The organism is Cupriavidus sp. 01L45, assembly GCF_056399885.1.
The window spans coordinates 127,413-145,212 of record NZ_JBFTSG010000012.1; the positions used below are offsets into that span (position 1 = coordinate 127,413).

At 66.2% G+C, this 17,800-nt stretch carries 18 protein-coding genes and 1 pseudogene; 10 read left to right on the forward strand and 9 right to left on the reverse strand.

What is annotated here, in order from left to right:
* Positions 1 to 45: 45 nt before the first annotated feature.
* From accB to AC1DT6_RS10805, 4 genes are all read right to left on the reverse strand, one after another.
* The gene (accB, locus tag AC1DT6_RS10790; protein WP_477114661.1) at positions 46 to 504 is read right to left on the reverse strand and encodes an acetyl-CoA carboxylase biotin carboxyl carrier protein; all 459 of its coding nucleotides are present in this window, start codon (positions 502 to 504) and stop codon (positions 46 to 48) included.
* Positions 505 to 664: 160 nt separating this feature from the next.
* Positions 665 to 1,159, reverse strand: coding sequence for a type II 3-dehydroquinate dehydratase (gene aroQ / locus AC1DT6_RS10795; RefSeq protein WP_441635545.1), 495 nt, complete (start codon positions 1,157 to 1,159; stop codon positions 665 to 667).
* Positions 1,160 to 1,365: 206 nt separating this feature from the next.
* Positions 1,366 to 1,914, reverse strand: a complete 549-nt coding sequence (locus tag AC1DT6_RS10800) for a TlpA family protein disulfide reductase (protein ID WP_441635547.1) — start codon at positions 1,912 to 1,914, stop codon at positions 1,366 to 1,368.
* A gap of 77 nt (positions 1,915 to 1,991) precedes the next feature.
* The gene (locus tag AC1DT6_RS10805; protein WP_441635549.1) at positions 1,992 to 2,696 is read right to left on the reverse strand and encodes a UDP-N-acetylmuramate--alanine ligase; all 705 of its coding nucleotides are present in this window, start codon (positions 2,694 to 2,696) and stop codon (positions 1,992 to 1,994) included.
* 351 nt (positions 2,697 to 3,047) lie between these two features.
* Here AC1DT6_RS10805 and mpl point away from each other — a divergent pair, with 351 nt between their 5' ends.
* The 8 genes from mpl (at position 3,048) to mtgA (ending at position 11,515) form a co-directional block, all read left to right on the forward strand.
* The gene (mpl, locus tag AC1DT6_RS10810) at positions 3,048 to 4,436 is read left to right on the forward strand and encodes a UDP-N-acetylmuramate:L-alanyl-gamma-D-glutamyl-meso-diaminopimelate ligase (RefSeq protein WP_441635551.1); all 1,389 of its coding nucleotides are present in this window, start codon (positions 3,048 to 3,050) and stop codon (positions 4,434 to 4,436) included.
* Positions 4,437 to 4,448: 12 nt separating this feature from the next.
* Positions 4,449 to 5,069, forward strand: coding sequence for a YqiA/YcfP family alpha/beta fold hydrolase (locus AC1DT6_RS10815; protein WP_441635553.1), 621 nt, complete (start codon positions 4,449 to 4,451; stop codon positions 5,067 to 5,069).
* A 7-nt stretch (positions 5,070 to 5,076) separates the two neighbouring features.
* The gene (locus tag AC1DT6_RS10820) at positions 5,077 to 5,697 is read left to right on the forward strand and encodes a chorismate--pyruvate lyase family protein (protein WP_441635555.1); all 621 of its coding nucleotides are present in this window, start codon (positions 5,077 to 5,079) and stop codon (positions 5,695 to 5,697) included.
* Between the two features lie 65 nt (positions 5,698 to 5,762).
* Positions 5,763 to 6,503 (forward strand): 3-oxoacyl-ACP reductase FabG, encoded by a 741-nt coding sequence (gene fabG, locus AC1DT6_RS10825; protein ID WP_441635557.1) that lies wholly within the window; start codon positions 5,763 to 5,765, stop codon positions 6,501 to 6,503.
* 181 nt (positions 6,504 to 6,684) lie between these two features.
* Entirely contained in the window at positions 6,685 to 8,796 is a 2,112-nt protein-coding gene (locus tag AC1DT6_RS10830; RefSeq protein ID WP_477114662.1) for a ribonuclease catalytic domain-containing protein, read from the forward strand.
* A gap of 161 nt (positions 8,797 to 8,957) precedes the next feature.
* Positions 8,958 to 9,827: an energy transducer TonB gene (locus tag AC1DT6_RS10835; RefSeq protein ID WP_441635566.1), complete on the forward strand. Its 870-nt coding sequence runs from the start codon at positions 8,958 to 8,960 to the stop codon at positions 9,825 to 9,827.
* Entirely contained in the window at positions 9,827 to 10,720 is an 894-nt protein-coding gene (gene aroE, locus AC1DT6_RS10840) for a shikimate dehydrogenase (protein WP_081862466.1), read from the forward strand. Before AC1DT6_RS10835 ends, aroE begins: the two co-directional genes overlap by 1 nt.
* Before the next feature lie 93 nt (positions 10,721 to 10,813).
* The gene (gene mtgA, locus AC1DT6_RS10845) at positions 10,814 to 11,515 is read left to right on the forward strand and encodes a monofunctional biosynthetic peptidoglycan transglycosylase (protein ID WP_441635568.1); all 702 of its coding nucleotides are present in this window, start codon (positions 10,814 to 10,816) and stop codon (positions 11,513 to 11,515) included.
* 29 nt (positions 11,516 to 11,544) lie between these two features.
* On the opposite strand, the gene corA is transcribed toward mtgA, so the two are convergent.
* Positions 11,545 to 12,507 carry a magnesium/cobalt transporter CorA gene (corA, locus tag AC1DT6_RS10850; protein ID WP_035875456.1) on the reverse strand — a complete coding sequence of 321 codons (963 nt, stop codon included), beginning with the start codon at positions 12,505 to 12,507 and terminating at the stop codon, positions 11,545 to 11,547.
* A 499-nt stretch (positions 12,508 to 13,006) separates the two neighbouring features.
* A complete protein-coding gene (locus AC1DT6_RS10855) occupies positions 13,007 to 13,909 on the reverse strand; it encodes a DMT family transporter (RefSeq protein ID WP_045237114.1) in 903 nt (300 codons plus the stop codon).
* A gap of 170 nt (positions 13,910 to 14,079) precedes the next feature.
* Between AC1DT6_RS10855 and pyrF the strand changes: the two genes are divergently transcribed.
* Entirely contained in the window at positions 14,080 to 14,898 is an 819-nt protein-coding gene (gene pyrF, locus AC1DT6_RS10860; RefSeq protein WP_441635561.1) for an orotidine-5'-phosphate decarboxylase, read from the forward strand.
* 39 nt (positions 14,899 to 14,937) lie between these two features.
* Here pyrF and AC1DT6_RS10865 read toward each other — a convergent pair whose 3' ends face one another.
* The 3 genes from AC1DT6_RS10865 to thiL form a co-directional block, all read right to left on the reverse strand.
* A complete protein-coding gene (locus AC1DT6_RS10865; protein ID WP_035875451.1) occupies positions 14,938 to 15,435 on the reverse strand; it encodes a CinA family protein in 498 nt (165 codons plus the stop codon).
* Positions 15,436 to 15,471: 36 nt separating this feature from the next.
* The gene (locus AC1DT6_RS10870) at positions 15,472 to 16,038 is read right to left on the reverse strand and encodes a phosphatidylglycerophosphatase A family protein (protein ID WP_035875449.1); all 567 of its coding nucleotides are present in this window, start codon (positions 16,036 to 16,038) and stop codon (positions 15,472 to 15,474) included.
* Between the two features lie 105 nt (positions 16,039 to 16,143).
* Positions 16,144 to 17,124, reverse strand: coding sequence for a thiamine-phosphate kinase (gene thiL / locus AC1DT6_RS10875; protein ID WP_441635564.1), 981 nt, complete (start codon positions 17,122 to 17,124; stop codon positions 16,144 to 16,146).
* Between the two features lie 350 nt (positions 17,125 to 17,474).
* On the opposite strand from thiL, the pseudogene AC1DT6_RS10880 reads away from it, so the two are divergent.
* Positions 17,475 to 17,800 (forward strand): annotated as a pseudogene (locus tag AC1DT6_RS10880) (NADP-dependent malic enzyme); the annotation flags it as partial.

Sequence of the window (17,800 nt, forward strand, 5' to 3'; positions counted from 1 at the left end):
GAACATCCGGCGCAGGCTGCGGGCGGCGCGGCATGCCGGTCAGTATCAGCCGATGATGAAGAGCGGCTGGCCGTATTCCACCGCCTGGCCATTCTCGACCAGGATTTCCTTGATCACGCCAGCCTTGTCGGACTCGATTTCGTTGAGCAGCTTCATCGCTTCGATGATGCAGACAGTCTGGCCTTCCTTGACGGTATCGCCCACGTTGACGAASGSSGMGGCGCCCGGCGASGGGGCGCGATAGAAGGTGCCSACCATCGGCGASGTCACCACRTGGCCARCCGGCAGTTGCGGTGCGGTCGGCTCGGCGCCGGCAACGGGCGCCGCGGCGGGGCCGGCGGCCGGGGGCAGTGCCTGCATCGGTTGCATCGCCATCGGCGCGGCGATGACCTGCGGCGGTGCCTTGACAATTCGCACCTTGCCTTCGCCTTCGGTGACTTCCAGCTCGGAGATGCCGGACTCGGCCACCAGGTCGATCAGCGTCTTCAGCTTGCGCAGGTCCATCTTCTATCCTCCTGAATCGGGTTGTCCGGCTTGCCGCTCTGGCGGCTTCGTCCGGGAAAAACTCATGCGTCCGGCGGGCTGCCTACGTCCGCCGCGCGAGACAGCGGGGACGTGACAGGCGCCGGGGGCGCGGTAAATGTCATGAAATAAAGCGGCCGGGTCAGGCCTTTAGGGGCGCCTGCTCCAGCTCCTGCCCGAGGGCATAGTCCAGCGCCAGCAGGTAGCCTTGCCAGCCAAGTCCGCAGATCACGCCGATCGCCACATCCGAGAAAAAGGAGTGGTGACGGAAGTCCTCGCGCCGATGCACGTTCGACAAGTGGACCTCCACGAAAGGGATCGCCACCCCGGCCAGCGCATCGCGCAACGCCACGCTGGTATGCGTGTAGGCGGCCGGGTTGATGATGATGAAGTCAACGCCCTCGTCGCGCGCTGCATGGATACGATCGACCAGTGCCCCCTCGTGGTTGGACTGGAACGTAGCCAGGGCGATATTGGCCTGCCTTGCGCGCTGTGCAAGAGCAAAGTCGATATCGACCAGTTTCGTGTGTCCATAGGTTTCCGGTTCGCGCGTGCCCAGCAGGTTCAGGTTAGGTCCATGCAGGACCAGCACCTTGCGGTAGCGGGCGGAGCGGCGTTCGGGAGGCGTATCGATCACGGCGGCTCGACCATTTCAACGAAATTGCGCGGAGATTACCGTAGCTTAGAGTGATTTGTCTAGCAGCGCAGACATAGGCAGCTTCCAGGCGGGCGAGTTTTTTGGTCTGATCCGGCACTTTCGATCTGTGCCATCGGAAATCGGTTAATTTGCCTGATGATCGCTAAAGATTAGATGAAAATGGCCCCAAATCAAGAATCTTATGCCTAGCCGCGAGGCAGCGCGGCGCGCAGCTCATCAGGGGAAACCCTGCCCATTTTGCGGTAGCTGACCGTGCCGTCGGGCGCAATGATCACTGTATAGGGCAGCCCGCCGGCGGCATTGCCGAAATTACGCGACAACTCCGTACCGGCAAAGCCCGCCACCACCAGCGGGTAAGAGACCGGCACTTTCTGGATGAACTGCTGGATATTGTTGGCCGAATCGATGCCGATGCCGACAAATTCCACCTTGCGCCCCGAGTACTCCTTGTGCAGCGCGGTCAGGTCGGGCATCTCCTCGACGCATGGCCCGCACCAGGGTGCCCAAAAGTTCACAACTACGGTTTTGCCCCGCAACTTCGCGAAATCGACCTGCGCGCCGGTCGGGTCAGGCAGTTGCGTACGCAGGAACGCCTCCACCGCCTCGTCGGATGCTGGCTTGGGCGAGAACACATAATGACCGGCCAGTGCGCCGGCAGCGGCAGCGACGACAGCAACGGCGAGCCAGACCCAGAGGCGGCTGCGGCGGACGGAAGTGCTATTGGAAGGGGGCATGGCAGCAGGAAGTTAGCGGCTGATAGATGGCAGAAAAGGCCCGGGGCGGAACGGAAGGCACCACGCCGTTCGGGTGCTCAGGCTGCTTCGGGCGTGTCGGGCGTGTCGGACGCGGCCGCCGCCGCGAGTGCCTGCACGGCGCTCAGGTCGGCACGGGCAACGCGGCCGCCGGCATCTGCCCGGACCGCGCCACGTTCATCATCCGCATCATACAGCGCTATATGAATGCCAACGGGCTGGCCAAGCTCGGCGCGGATTTCCCCCGCCAGCAGCCGCGCCTCCCTCTGGGTGGGCCACTGGCCCTTCCAGAGGAAGCTCAAGGTCTCGACCTCGCCACGGCCGGCAAAGTGCCGGCTTTCGCTGGTATCGAAATCGACACCGGCGTTGAGCAGGTGGAGGGTGAGGTCCTTGGGGCTGTCGCAGAAGCACTGGAGGTAGACGTCCGAATGCTCGGTGGCAGTGCCGTTGAGTACCGCCCCGGCCAGGTAGGGGCGGAATGCGGCCAGGTCACTCATGACCAGTATGGCCAGGCGGCGCAGGAGCGCCAGCACGCGCGGCTGGCTGTCCGAATGGAACAGCGCCTGGTAGGCGCGGACCTCGGCCTCGACCATCTCGTTGTCGGGGAGCCACTCGCCGGTTACGCGGATGTCGCCCAGCAACTGGCGCGCGGCCTTGCGCTTGGCGGTGGCGTAGTCGGCACCGTCTTCCGCGATCATGCGGGCGGCGGCCTGCGCAATTTCTTCGCGCAGGCGGATGGGGTCCAGGGTGGGGCGGCGGGGCATGTGGAGATGATACCGGAGGGATTGGGGGAAGCGCCCCGAGCGGGGTTTGGTTTCTTAGAGTGGGCTGGGAGGCTTGAGATTCCGTTGGCTGGCGGATTTCCCGTTAAAGCCAGCTTTAGCGGTTTAACTTCAAAGTCAAAGACGGCTCCCCCTGCGGGGAGCGACCTTCCGGGGCGGGTTGCACGGCTCGAACCGAACGGCTTCCGGGGCTCGCTGGGCACCCTGCGGAAGTGGATTTCCGCCCGGTGCCGCAGGCATCCCTCGGGATTCCCCCTGCCCCCCTCAGGTACAATTCCCCCTCATTCAGAAGCCACAGGCCCGGCCGCCCAGGCCCGCCGAATCCCAAATCCCATGCATATTCACATCCTCGGTATCTGCGGCACATTCATGGGCGGCCTTGCCGTACTGGCCAAGCAGGCTGGCCACCGCGTGACCGGTTGCGATGCCAATGTCTATCCGCCCATGAGCACGCAGCTCGAGGCCCAGGGCATCGAACTGATCGAGGGCTTCGATCCGAGCCAACTGGCGCTGGCGCCGGATCTGTTCGTGATCGGCAATGTGGTCTCGCGCGGTAATCCGCTGATGGAAGCCATCCTCAACCGCAACCTGCCCTATACATCCGGCCCGCAGTGGCTGGGCGAGCATGTGCTGCGCGGCAAATGGACGCTCGCGGTGGCGGGAACCCACGGCAAGACCACAACGACTTCCATGCTGGCCTGGATCCTGGAGGGTGCGGGCTACAACCCGGGTTTCCTGGTTGGCGGCGTGCCCCAGAACTTTGGGGTGTCGGCGCGCGTGACCGAGTCCGATTTCTTCGTGATCGAAGCCGATGAATACGATACGGCGTTCTTCGACAAGCGCAGCAAGTTTGTCCACTACCGTCCGCGCACGGCCATCCTGAATAACCTGGAATACGATCACGCCGACATCTTCCCGGATCTTGCCGCGATCGAGACCCAGTTCCACCACCTCGTGCGAACCGTGCCGGAGCAGGGCCGCCTGATCGTCAACGGGGCGGAAGAGAGTCTGGCGCGCGTGCTGGAGCGGGGCTGCTGGAGCGAGACGGAGCAGTTCGGCATGGGCGACTGGCGTGCCGGGGAGCCTGCCGGCGCCACTGGCGGCGCGGCGCAAGACAGCTTCGATGTCTGGTTCGGCGAGGCACTGCAGGGACGGCTCACCTGGGACTTGCAGGGCACGCATAACCGCCTGAACGCGCTGGCTGCGATCGCGGCGGCAAGGCATGTGGGCGTGCCGCCGGCCCAGGCGATCGATTCCCTGTCGCGCTTTGCCAATGTGAAGCGCCGCATGGAAGTGCGGGGCGTGGTCGACGGCATCACGGTCTATGACGACTTTGCTCACCATCCCACCGCGATCCAGACCACGCTCGACGGCCTGCGCAAGCGGGTTGGCGGGGCGCGCATCCTGGCCGTGCTGGAGCCGCGCTCGAACACCATGAAGCTGGGCGTCATGAAGGCGCAACTGCCGGCCAGCCTGGAGGCGGCCGACCTCGTATTCGGCTACGGCGCGGCCAGCGGCAAGGATGCCCTGGGCTGGGACCTGGCCGAATCACTGGCGCCGCTGGGCGAGCGGGCTGCCGCCTTCAGCGATCTTCCCGCGCTGGTGCGGGCGGTGCGCGCCGCGGCGCGCCCTGGCGACCACGTGCTGGTGATGAGCAACGGCGGTTTCGGCGGCGTGCACCAGAAGCTGCTGGATGCCTTCGCTGCCGGCGCCACAGCCTGAGCGGGGGCCGGCATGTTGTTGTACCTGCACGGTTTTCGCTCCTCGCCGCAGTCGTTCAAGGCGCGGCTGATCCAGGAGCGCATGCGCGAATGGGGCGTTGGCCGCCATTACGCCTGCCCCGTGCTGAATGTGTCGCCGGCGGCGGCCATCGCCCAGGCGGAAGCGGCGATCGCGGCATCCCAGGCGGGCGGCGCGCAGCCGCTCACCATCGTCGGGTCTTCGCTGGGCGGTTTCTATGCCCGCCGGCTGGCCGAGCGCCACGGCTGCCGCGCGGTGCTGCTTAATCCGGCGGTGCATCCGTGGACCGACCTCGAGCGCTACCTGGGCGACCAGCCGCTCTGGCATGGCGGAGGTTCGGTGCGCGTGGAACGACATCATCTGGACGAACTACTGGCGTTGCGGGTCGAAGCCATCACCCGGCCGGAGCGCTATTTCCTCATGGCCGCCACCGGCGACGAGGTGCTGGACTATCGCGAGATGCTGGCGGCGTTCCCCGGCGCGCATACGCGCGTCATTGAGGGCAGCGACCACGGCATCAGCGAATTCGCCGGCTACGTCGACCAAGTCCTGGCCTTCTGCGGCTATGGTCCCGCTGGACAGATCAGCCCGGCCAACCTGGAGCCGCAGGCATGAGCGCGGTATGAGCGGGGCGCATGTGCGCCGCAGCGGTTGGCACTCCCATTTACCCGAAGATCCCGCCATCAGCGCGAACCTGCGCCGCTGGGTCATTGGTGACGGCTCGCTGACTGCACGGCTGGTGGCGGCGTCGAGCCGGTTCCGGGTGCGTTGCCTGGCGCAGCGCATGGAGCTTGCCCTGGCCGACGAATGGCAGGCGCTGGGCCTGCCAGCGCGCCATCGCGCGCTGGCGCGGGAGGTACTGCTGGTCTGCGATGGCGTCCCGGCCATCTTTGCCCATACGGTGGTGAAACCCGACCATGCCCGGCGCGACTGGCCGTTCCTGCGCGGCTTGGGCGAGCGACCCCTGGGCGGTGCACTGTTTGTCGATCCCCGCGTGCTGCGCGAGCCGTTCGCATTTGCGCGCTTGTTGCCGCATCACCCGTTGCGGCGCCGGCTGGAGCAGGCGGTCCCGGCGATGCGCGAACCGCCGCCGTCCTCCATGTTGCCGGCGCGGCGCTCGGTCTTCCGGCGCGGCGGCGGGGTCATGCTGGTGACCGAGGTATTCCTGCCGGACCTGCGGCAGCGGCCCGCGCCGGAAAGCCCGAATGCGCCCGCGTCCGATCAGGGCGGTTCGGACCAGTAGCTCGCAAGTACCCATCCAAAGCAAGAACATCCCACGACCACTACCAAGAAGAAGAGACCAACATCATGAAATTGCAGGGACGTGTTGCCATCATCACCGGCGCTGCCGCCGGCATCGGCTTTGCCACCGCGCAGCGCTTTGCCGCAGAAGGCGCGCTGGTGGTGCTTTGCGACGTGAAGGACGAGCGCGTGCGTGCCGCCGCCGGGACCCTCGCCGCGACGGGTGCCACCGTCAGTGCCTTCAAGGTCGATGTGACGCGCCGCGACGAAGTGGACGCCATGGTCGCGGCCACGCTCGCCAAACACGGCCGCATCGACATCCTCGTCAACAACGCCGGCATCACCAAGGATGCGCGGCTGGCCAAGATGAGCGAGGCTCAGTTCGACGCGGTTATCGACGTCAACCTCAAGGGCGTATTCAATTGCGCGCAGGCGGTGGCTTCGATCATGACCGAACAGGGCAGCGGTGTGATCCTTAATGCATCTAGTGTGGTGGGCCTGTACGGCAACTTCGGCCAGACCAACTATGCGGCCAGCAAATTCGGCGTGATCGGCTTTACCAAGACGTGGGCGCGCGAGCTGGGTCCGAAGGGCGTGCGCGTCAACGCGGTTTGCCCGGGCTTCGTCGCGACCGAGATCCTGCAGACCGTGCCGGAGAAGGTGCTCGACGGCATGAAATCGTCCTGCTGGCTGCGCCGGCTGGCCGAACCGGCGGAAATCGCCAGCATCTATACCTTCCTGGCCAGCGACGACGCTAGCTACGTCAATGGCGTGGCGATCGAGGCCAGCGGCGGCATGTCGCTGTAACAGCTTGACCCGCGCCGGGCTTGCGGCCGGCGCGGTGCGGTATCATCTCAGGTCCGGTTGCCGTCTCGCCTGAGGGCGGCCTTGCACCATTTCCCTCACCGGGCCGTTCCCACAGGCGTTACAAGGCGCCAGGGCGCTTGTTTTCCAGAACGGTTCCCGGCATTTCTGAAAGTACCGATCCATGCAGTTGCTGTTCGAAGAAGGCGGCGAGATTCGCGCCGGCACCGTGCTGACCCAGCAGGGCGAGTCGTACCAGGTGGAGCTGCCCGCGGGCAAGCGCACCAAGGTCAAGTCGCGTGACGTACTGTTGCAATTCGCGCAGCCGTCGGCGATCGAGCTGGTGCGCCAGACCGCCGAGCTGGCCGGCGAGGTCGACCTGGAATTCCTGTGGGAATGCGCGTCGGAAGAAGAATTCGGCTTTGTCGACCTGGCGACCGAATACTACGGTGCGGGTGCGAGCGTGGTGCAGCAAGCTGCGCTGGCGCAGACGCTGCACGGCAATCCCGTGTATTTCCGCCGCAAGGGCCGCGGGCGCTACCAGCGCGCGCCGGAAGACCAGTTGAAGGCTGCGCTCGCCGCGCTCGAGCGCAAGAAGCAGCAAGCCCTGGTGCAGGCCGAGTACGAAGCCCAGCTCAAGGCCATGACGTTGCCCGACGCCTTCCGCGGCAAGGCACTGCAACTGCTGTTCAAGCCCGACAAGAACAGCCTCGAATACAAGGCGATGGACGCCGCCTGCACCGCGCTTGGCATGTCGCCGATGCGGCTGATGGTGGCAGTGGGCGGCATTGCCAGCCCGCGCGCGCTGCATGAGGCCAAATTCCTCTCCGAATGCTTTCCCAAGGGCACGGGCTTTCCCGACGTGCCCGTGCCGGAACCCGTCGGCGACCTGCCGCGCGCGGAGGTGGAGGCGTTTTCCATCGACGACGTCACTACCACCGAGATCGACGATGCGCTGTCGGTCACGCCGCTCGACGGTGGCCAGATCCGCGTGGGCATCCATATCGCGGCCCCCGGCCTCGGCATCCGCCGTGGCGAGCCGCTCGATGCCGTGGCGCGCCAGCGCTTGTCGACCGTGTATTTCCCCGGCGACAAGATCACCATGCTGCCCGACGACGTGGTGGAGCGCTACACGTTGCAGGAAGGGCGCGAGTGCCCGGCCTTGTCGCTGTACGTGGTCTACGATCCGGCCCAGCAAGCCATCGTCAGCAGCGAGACCCGTGCCGAAATGGTCATGATCGCGGCCAACCTGCGCCACAACCTGCTTGAGGACGTGGTGACCGAGGCCGCGCTTGCCGCGGGCACCGGCGACTACCCGTTCCGCGAGGCGCTGACCCAGCTGTGGCACTTCTCCGGATGGCTGCACGATGAACGCCAGAAGGCGCGCCTGGCGAGCGGGCTGCGGCCCGAGTCGCACAACCGCGCCGACTACAACTTCTACCTCGACGAACTGGCCGACGGCGGCGAGCGAGTGCGCATCGAGCAGCGCCGGCGCGGCTCTCCGCTCGACAAGATCGTGGCCGAACTGATGATCCTGGCCAACAGCACCTGGGGCAAGCTGCTCGCAGACCACGGCGTGCCGGGCATCTACCGCACGCAGAAGGCCTGGGGCATGCACCGCACCCGCATGCAGACCTATCCGGCCCCGCATGAAGGGCTGGGCGTGGCGCAGTACGCCTGGAGCACTTCGCCGCTGCGGCGCTATGTCGACCTGGTCAACCAGTGGCAGATCCTGGCGGTGGCCCAGCATGGGATCACGGCCAAGCTGGTGGCGCCGTTCAAGCCCAAGGACTCCGACCTGCTGGCTGCCGTAGCCGACTTCGAAGGCACCTACGCCGCTTATGCCGATCACCAGTCGACCATGGAACGCTACTGGTGCCTGCGCTGGCTGCAACAGGAAAAGCGCGAACGCCTGATGGGCTCGGTGCTCAAGGAAGGCGCGGTGCGCTTTGCCGAGATCCCGCTGGTCACGCGCGTGCCCGAACTGGTCCAGGCCTCGCGCGGAACCCAGGTGCTGCTGGAAATCGGCGCAACCGACGAAATCTCGCTGGAGGTGTCGTGCCGGGTCCTGGAGATCTTTGCCGGCGAAGGCGAATTGCCGTCGGAAGAACTGGAAGGCGACGACGAAGCCAGCGAAGTGTCGGCCGAAGCTGCCGCCGAGGAGGTAGCCGAAGCCGCCGCCGAGGGCGTGGCCGCGGAAGGCAGCGCCGAGGGCGACGCCGCGAGTGCCGAAGGTGCCACAAGCGAAGGCGCTTCGTCGGAGACACGCGACACCGGCGCCGGCGGCGCGGGCTGAGGTTCTCGGAAAAAACGAGGCGCTCCCTTACAATCGCAGTCTGAACCGGGGTCCGACCGACCCCGGCCCCGGTCTTGTCCCATCGACGCCGTCCAGCCAACGTCCCGCCCATCGTGAAAGCCGCTTTTTCTCCCCGCCAGTGGTGGAACGCCAGCAGCACGATGGCCAAGGCGCTGGTCGTCTCGGTGCTTGCCCATGTTCTGCTACTGACCGTGCGCGTGGTGGCGCCGGAGGCGTTCGAGATCAAGCGCACCGATGCCGCGCTCGACGTGGTGCTGGTCAATTCCAAGTCGGCGCAGCGTCCGCAGAATCCCACCGTGCTGGCCCAGGCCAACCTCGACGGTGGCGGCGAGCAGGACCAGCAGCGCGCGACCACGCCACTGCCGGCCCAGACCGTCACCAAGGACGGCGACCTGGTGCGCCAGATGCAGCGCCGCGTGGAGCAGATGGAGCAGGAGCAGCAGCGCCTGATGACGCAGTCGCGCGAAGCCGCGCCGTCCGTGCACAGCCAGCCGCTCAAGCCCGGCCAGCAGCGCATGGAGCATCCACTGCGCGGGCAGGACGAACGTACCTCGCTCGATGAGATGGCCAAGCTCGAAGCCGAGATCGGCCGCAACCTCGAGCAATACGCCAAGCGTCCCAAGCGCTATCAGCTCACCGCCACCAGCGCGCAGGAAGTGGAATATGCGCAGTACTACGACCGCCTGCGCCAGAAGATCGAGGCGCGCGGCACCACCGATTTTCCCCAGCGCAACGGCAAGCCGCTGTACGGGCAACTGATCCTGGTGATCAACGTCAACCGGCAGGGCAAGCTCGGCTATAACCGCGACGGCTACAACATCGATGCCATCGACGTGGTCAAGAGCTCGGGCGATCCCGCGCTGGACCGCCAGGCGGTGGCGATCGTGCGGGCCGCGGCGCCGTTTGGCCAGTTCTCAGCGCAGATGCAGGCGCGCCAGGATATTCTCGAAGTCATCTCCACCTTCAAGTTTTCGCGCAGTGGGCTGGAAACTCGCTTACAGGCCCGATGATGTCCTCTACTACGACTATGCAATCCCAGACCCAGGCCGACCGCTATGTGGTGATCGGCAATCCCATCGCACACAGCCGCTCGCCCGCCATCCATGCCGCTTTCGCGCAGCAGACCGGCGAGGCCGTCGAGTACGAGCGCCTGCTGGCGCCGCTGGACGGATTCGTTGCCACCGTGCGTGCCTTCTTCGAGGGTGGTGGCCACGGCCTGAACGTGACAGTGCCCTTCAAGCTCGAAGCCTATGACCTGGCGGAGCGCCTGACGCCGCGCGCCGAAAGCGCCGGCGCGGTCAATACCATGTGGATCGAGGACGGCGTGATCCATGGCGACAACACCGACGGCGTCGGCCTCACGCGGGACATCGAGATCAATCTCGATACCTTGCTCGAAGGCAAGCGCATCCTGTTGCTGGGCGCCGGCGGCGCGGCCATGGGCGCCATGCTGCCGCTGATTGCCTGCCGGCCCGATCGCATCGTGGTGGCTAACCGCACACCCCAGCGCGCCAGTGACATCCTGGAAAACGTGGCTCAGCAGGCCGACGAGTACGGCGTGGAATTGTGGGGCGGCGGCTTCGACGCGCTCGCGGGTTTGTCCGAGGACGACGCCTGCGACGTGGTGATCAATGCCACCAGCAGCAGCCTGCAGGGCGAACTGCCGCCGGTGCCGGCGGAACTGCTGGGCAAGGATGTGCTCGCCTACGACATGATGTACGGCGCCGAGCCCACGGTGTTCCTGAAGTTCGCCGCCCAATGCGGCGCGCGCACCGCGGATGGGCTGGGCATGCTGGTCGAGCAGGCCGCCGAAGCCTTCTACAACTGGCGCGGCGTGCGGCCTGCCACCGCCCCCGTGCTGGCAGCGCTGCGCGCCGAACTCCAGGCCGAAGCCGCGCGTTGAGCGCGGCGCTGCGGCCTGCAGGCATCGAACATGGCTGAGCGCAAGCGTACCGACCGTTCGGGGCCTGCCACGCGCGGCGGCGGTCTGAAGCCGCTGCGCTGGCTCGCCTACCTGCTCGGCACGCTGATCGCCGGCGTGCTGGCCATGCAGGTCTATTTCTTCCTGCAGATCGCTGCCTGGCAATACGTGAACCCGTCGTCCACGGCGTTCATGCGGGCCGAGCAGTGGCGGCTGTGCGGCTTTCAATTCTGGAGCTGCCAGGTGGACCGCCGCTGGGTCGGCTATGACGATATCTCGCGCAGCCTCAAGCGCGCGGTGATCGCCAGCGAGGACGCCGATTTCGTCAACCATCCCGGCTACGAACTCGACGCCATGCTCGAAGCGTGGGAGCGCAACAAGAAGCGCGGCCACATCGTGCGCGGCGGCTCCACCATTACCCAGCAACTGGCGAAGAACCTTTTTCTCTCATCAGAGCAGCATTACCTGCGCAAGGGGCAGGAACTGGCCATTACCTGGATGCTCGAGTTCTGGCTCGACAAGCAACGCATCTTCGAGATCTACCTGAATTCAGTGGAGTGGGGCGAAGGTGTATTCGGGGTCGAGGCCGCTGCCCAGCACTACTTCAAGACCAGCGCGGCCAGGCTCAGCGTGGGCCAGGCAGCGCGCCTGGCCGCCGCGCTGCCGGCGCCGAAGTGCTTCGACAAGAAGCAGTACTGCGCCAATGTGCGCGTGAACTTCAAGGCCAAGGCCAATATCATCGCGCGCCGCATGGGCGCGGCCACGCTGCCGGACTGAGCTGAGCGCGGCGGCAGCCGCGCCGCCACTTAGCTCAGCCAGCCTTTGCGCTTGAAATACACCAGCGGAATCGCCGCCGACACCGCCATCAGCCCGATCGCCCACGGATAGCCCGCGGACCAGTCCAGTTCCGGCATCAGCTTGAAGTTCATGCCGTAGATGCTGGCGATCAGCGTGGGCGGCATCAGCGCCACCGACACCACCGAGAACAGCTTGATGATCTTGTTCTGGTTGATGTTGATGAAGCCGACCGTGGCATCCATCAGGAAGTTGATCTTGTCGAACAGGAACGCGGTGTGGTTCTCGATGGAGTCGATATCGCGCAGGATCTGGCGGGCTTCGTCCTGCTGCTCGGCCGACAGCAACTGGCTGCGCATCAGGAAGGAGACCGCGCGGCGCGTATCCATGACGTTGCGGCGGATGCGGCCGTTCAGGTCTTCCTCGCGGGCGATGGTTTCCAGCACGTCGGCGGCGGCGGCATCGGTCACGTTTTCGGCCAGCACGCGCTTGCTGGCTTCCTCCAGCCGTTCGTAGACTTCCTCGATGGAGTCCGCCGAGTATTCCGCATCGGTGGCGTACAGATCCATCAGCACATCCTTGGCGTTGCGCACCGAACCCGGCCGCATGCGCGCGCGCAACCGCACCAGCCGGAACACCGGCAGGTCTTCGTCGTGGATGGAGAACAGCACGTCGCGGGTCAGCACGAACGCCACGCGCACGTTGCGCGAGATCTCTTCCTCATCGAGCAGGAAGTCGGTGCGGATATGGATGTTCTCGTCTTCGCCCTCGAAGTAGCGGGCCGAGGCTTCCAGGTCGCCCAGGTCTTCCAGTTCCGGCAGGGCTACGCCGTACGCTTCCTTGATCCAGGCGAGTTCTTCTTCATCGGGGCTGATGACGTCGATCCAGATCGGCTTGTGCTGCAGAAGTTCATTGCGATCGTCGACCTGCTCCTGTGCGAGCCGGCCTTTCTGCAGGACGAACAGGTTGATCATCCCAGGGCTTCCTTGTTGCGTTTGGCGAAGAAACGCGCAGGCTAGGCTTGGCCGGCCCCGGGCGAACTCACGCTTCGCGCGCAATGGCGAAGCATGAGCCCGCTGGCAAGCGTGATCGCGCTGCGCGCTTTTGCGAGCGTGCAAGGCGATGGCGTTTGCCGTTCATGGCTGGCAAGCCGGGAGAGGGAAAGTCCGGGACGAAGCGGCGCGCGCGGCGGCGGCCGTCAGGGGCACGGAAGAACACTCACCCGCAGTATGTGCTGCGGGCGAGTCCGACGAGGCGGTGGAGCGGGATGGTCCGGCTCCGGCGGTCGTCGTTACGCAGCCCGCAGTGACATGGCATTCGGTGCGATCGCAATCTGGCTGCGGCAACACGAACACCCGATGCTACTGCCCACGTAGTTTCTCCGGGATTATGATGGCCGCGAGTGTAGCCCAACGAGGGGGGCTTGTTAAGTGAAATCTGGGTGAATGCAGGCCCCGGCGCACAGTGTTGCCGTCATGCCGCCCGCGCGCTCCGGCGCCAGCGGCGCAACAGCGGCACCAGCAGCACCGAGGCCATGGCGGCGAACATCAGCACGATCGCGGCATAGTCCTGCCAGTGCGGCTGCTCGCCCAGCATCCACATGCCCGAGAACACACCGACCACCGGGATGAACATCATCGACAGGCTCGACACCACCGGCGGCAGGCTGCGCGCCAGCATGAACCAGACGAGATGGCAGTAGGCGAACACCACTACCGCGTTATAGGCGATCGCCCCCCACTCCACGGCATTGGGCAGGCGCCAGCCGTGCTCGAGCAGCAGCGTGCCGAGCAGCAGGAAGGGCAGCGTGACCACCAGCATCCAGAAGGTCAGCACGCCGATCGGCATTTCGATCTTGCTGCGCTTCATCATCTGCGTGCCCAGGCCCCAGCCGGCCGCGGCGCCCAGCATCAGCAGGGTGCCGCCCGGGCTGCCGGTCAGCGCCGCGATCTCGCCCGACAGCAGCAGCGCGGTGCCGGCCAGCGCGCAGGCGATGCCGATCCAGGCGGCGGCGCCAATGCGTTCGCGGAACAGCACCAGGCCCCAGACCACGGCCCAGATCGGCATGGTGTAGCCAAGGATGGCGGCGCGCCCGGAAGACAGCATCTTGACGGCGCAGATCGCCAGCAGATGCCAGAACACCATGTTGGGTATCGCCAGCTTGATCACGGTCGGCCACTGCCCCGCCGGGACCCGCAGCGATTCGCCGCGCAGGCGCAAGGCCAGCCCCAGCGCCAGCACGCCGCCGGCCATGCAGAGCAGACGGAATCCCATGGCCGGGAACTGCGCCACGCCGAGTTTCATGATGGGCCAGTTGATGCCCCAGGCGAGTGTGAGGATGACGAGCAGCACCAGGCTGCGGCGGTCGAGAGACATGGCGGGGTGGCGGCTGTGTGCGACGCCGCTCTTTGTATCGAGGAAGAACGGCAGAAGATAGCACGCAACGGGTAAAATCGCAGAACGACTGTTGCCGCGGGGGAGCGCCGACCCGGCCCACAGGGCTCGGCGCGCAGCCGATGCGGCCGACCCAGATTAGCGAGCATTCCATGACATTCACCGAGCAGTTGGCTGCAGCCTGGCAGCGCAACGATTCCCTCCTATGCGTCGGGCTCGACCCCGATCCCGGCAAGCTGCCCCTGTCGATGACGGGCGCGGGCGGCGCCATTTTCTCCTTCTGCCGCGAGATCGTTGACGCCACCGCCGACCTGGTCTGCGCCTTCAAGCCGCAGATTGCCTATTTTGCGGCGCAGCGGGCCGAAGACCAGCTTGAGCAGCTGATCGCCTATATCCATGACGCCCACCCCGGAATTCCCGTGATCCTGGACGCCAAGCGCGGAGATATCGGCTCGACCGCGCAGCAATACGCCATCGAAGCCTTCGAGCGCTACCGTGCCGATGCGGTCACGGTCAATCCGTACATGGGCCTGGATTCGATGGAGCCCTACCTGGCTTATCCCGATCGCGGCGTGATCGTGCTGTGCCGCACCTCAAATCCTGGCGGCTCGGATGTGCAGTTCCTGCCGGTGAACGGCAAGCCCGTGTACCAGGTGGTGGCCGAAGCGGCCGCCACGCGCTGGAATACCAACGGCCAGATGTCGCTGGTAGTGGGGGCGACCTTCCCCGCGGAGATTGCCAAGGTGCGAGAGATCGTGGGCGACATGCCGCTGCTGATCCCGGGCATCGGTGCCCAGGGCGGCGATATCGAGGCTACCGTTCGCGCCGGGCGTACTGCCGCTGGCACTGGCATGATGATCAATTCCTCGCGCGCCATCCTCTATGCCAGCCGCGAGAAGGATTTCGCCAGCGCCGCGCGCAACGTCGCGCTGCAGACACGCGAAACCATCAACCGCTACCGCCAGGGCTGAACCGCCGCATCGTTGGCGGCCGTCAGGCCGCTGCATGCCTCAGGCCTCGTTGCGGACCAGTTCCAGCAGGCCGCGGATGGCGTACTCGGCGGCCTGGCGGCGGATCTGCTGGCGGTCGCCGCGAAAGCGCTGCGTTTCCACCGTGGTGGTGATGCGGTTGCTCCAGCCGAAGCAAACCATGCCAACCGGCTTTTCCGGCGTGCCGCCGGTCGGTCCGGCCACGCCGGTGATGGACAGCGCCACCTGGGCGCGGCTGTTGAGCAGGGCACCTTCGGCCATGGCGCGCGCCACTTCCTCGCTGACAGCGCCGTGATCGCGGATCAGCTTGGCCGGCACTCCCAGCATGGTCGACTTGGCTTCGTTCGAGTAGGTGACGAAGCCACGCTCGAACCAGCCTGACGAACCCGATACATCCGTAATGGCCGCGGCCACGAGCCCGCCGGTGCAGGACTCCGCCGTAGCGAGCAACAGCGACTTCTCGTTCAGGGAAATACCGACCTGGACGGCAAGCTGGTCGAGCAAGCGGCTGACGGACATGATGGCGGATTCAGTAAGGGTTGCGGGAAGTGCGGATTACAGCGAACGCCACAGGGCGAACACCAGCAGCGTGTAAAAGGCGGCCATCACATCGTCGAACATGACGCCGAAACCGCCGCGCAGGCCGGGTCCCTTGAGCGTGCGGTCGAGATGCCCGATCGGCGCCGGCTTGGCGATATCGAACAGGCGGAACCACAGGAAGGCCGCAAGCTGGCCCCAGAATCCGGTCGGCATCACAAAGGCCATGACCAGCCAGAACGCCACGATTTCGTCCCAGACCATGCTGCCGTGGTCGTGCACGCCCATGTCGCGCGCAGTGCGGGCGCAGGCCCACAGCCCTAGCAGGAAGCCGCCGGCGATCAGCCATAGCCAGGCCTCCGGCTGCACCCACATCGAGATCACCAGGTATGACAGCCACGCATACAGGGTGCCGACCGTGCCGGGGCCAACCGGCGACAGGCCGGAGCCGAAGCCCAGCGCGATCAGGTGGGCGGGGTGGGAGAGCATGAAGCGCGCCGTGGGGCGCAGGACCTTGGCGGCCTGGCCGGCTTCCAGGGTCAGGGCGGGATCGTGCGCGGAAGGCCCGGGCGGGTAGGCGGACATCAAGGATTGGCTCGTATGGTTCGGATGGGATTTTTCCGGACAACGGGTCCGGGCAGGGTCTGGCGCCCGGCATGGCTGCATGATGACACGGCGGACGCTGGCTTGTCAGGAGGAAGCGAAGTGATCGAAGCTGCTGCCCGAGTAAGCGCTCGGGTCGCCGTCCTCGTTGACCAGGCGCAAGCCGGGTTCGGGGGTGATGGCGCCGACACGCGTCAGCGGCAGCCCCAGCCGCGCGCCGATGGCGGCGACGGCATCGCGGGTGCCGGCGGGCGCGGTGAAGCAGAGTTCGTAGTCATCGCCACCGGCCAGCGTGCATTCCAGCTGGCGCGCCTCGGGTTGGCCGGCCATCACCTCCGAGCGCGGCAGGGCATCGACGTTGAGCAGGGCGCCCACCTGGGAGCGTGCCAGGATATGGCCGAGATCGCCAACCAGGCCGTCGGAGATATCTAGTGCGGCATGAGCCACTCCGCGCAGTGCCATGCCCAGCGCCACGCGCGGCGTCGGCGTCTCCATGCGCGGGCGCACCTCGGTGAAATCGGGCTCGGGCAGCAGCCATTCGCCGCGGCAGTCGCCCAGCGCCAGGCGGGCATCGCCGAGTGTGCCGGAGATCCAGATGTCGTCGCCGGGGCGCGCGGCATCGCGTCGCAGCGCCTTGTGCGCGGGCACGTCGCCGAACACCGTCAGGCTTAGCGTGAGGGGGCCGCGGGTGGTGTCGCCGCCGATCAGCTCGCAGCCGTGGGCATCGGCCAGTTCCAGCATGCCCGCGGCCAGTTCGGCCAGCCACTCGGGATCGGCTTCGGGCAAGGCCAGCGCCAGCGTGAACGCGCGGGGTTCCGCGCCCATGGCCGCCAGGTCGGACAGGTTGACGGCCAGCGCCTTGTGGCCCAGCGCCCGCGGCGCCACGTCGGGGAAGAAGTGGCGTCCGCTGACCAGCATGTCGGTGCTGATGGCCAGGTGGTGCCCGGGCCGCCCCTCGATCAGCGCGCAGTCGTCGCCCACACCCAGCACGGCCTTGTGCGCGGGCCGGGTAAAGAAACGGCGGATCAGGTCGAACTCGGAGAGCTGGGCGCTGGAGGTTTCGGGCATGGGGAGGTTTCGAGGCGGCGGAGATTCGGCGAAGGGCTGGGTAATACCGCCACACGAATGGCTTGCGGTGGCAAGCTGGCGTCATGCGGTGCGGCAGCTCGCCGGCGTGACTCACATCCCGGCTCCAGGACCGCGCCGGGGCGGGTTTCGCCCTGCTGGTCAGCCCTGGCGGCTTGCGGCATATTGTACCGAAACGCAAAGGTGCTCCGCGCAAAACGCTTATTGTGAAATAATATTTCACAATATAAAATGCGGGGTTCCAGAGGAAGAGACCGCGGGTACGTGGAGCCGGCCCGCCATTTCGTTTCCAGTAACGTCAATAACGGCTCCACCGACCGGAAGATGCGCCGATGACCAGTCCCCAGCAGCCCACGCCCCCAGAAGACCTGAAGCAGCAGCAGCGTGAGGCGCTGCGCAAAGCTGCCCTGGAATATCACGAGTTTCCGACGCCGGGCAAGATCTCGGTCACGCCGACCAAGCCGTTGTCCAACCAGCGTGACCTGGCGCTGGCCTACTCGCCGGGCGTCGCCGCCGCGTGCGAGGAAATCGTGGTCGATCCGGCCAATTCCTTCCGCTACACCGCGCGCGGCAACCTGGTCGGCGTGATCACCAACGGCACCGCCGTGCTGGGCCTGGGCGACATCGGTCCGGCGGCTTCCAAGCCGGTCATGGAAGG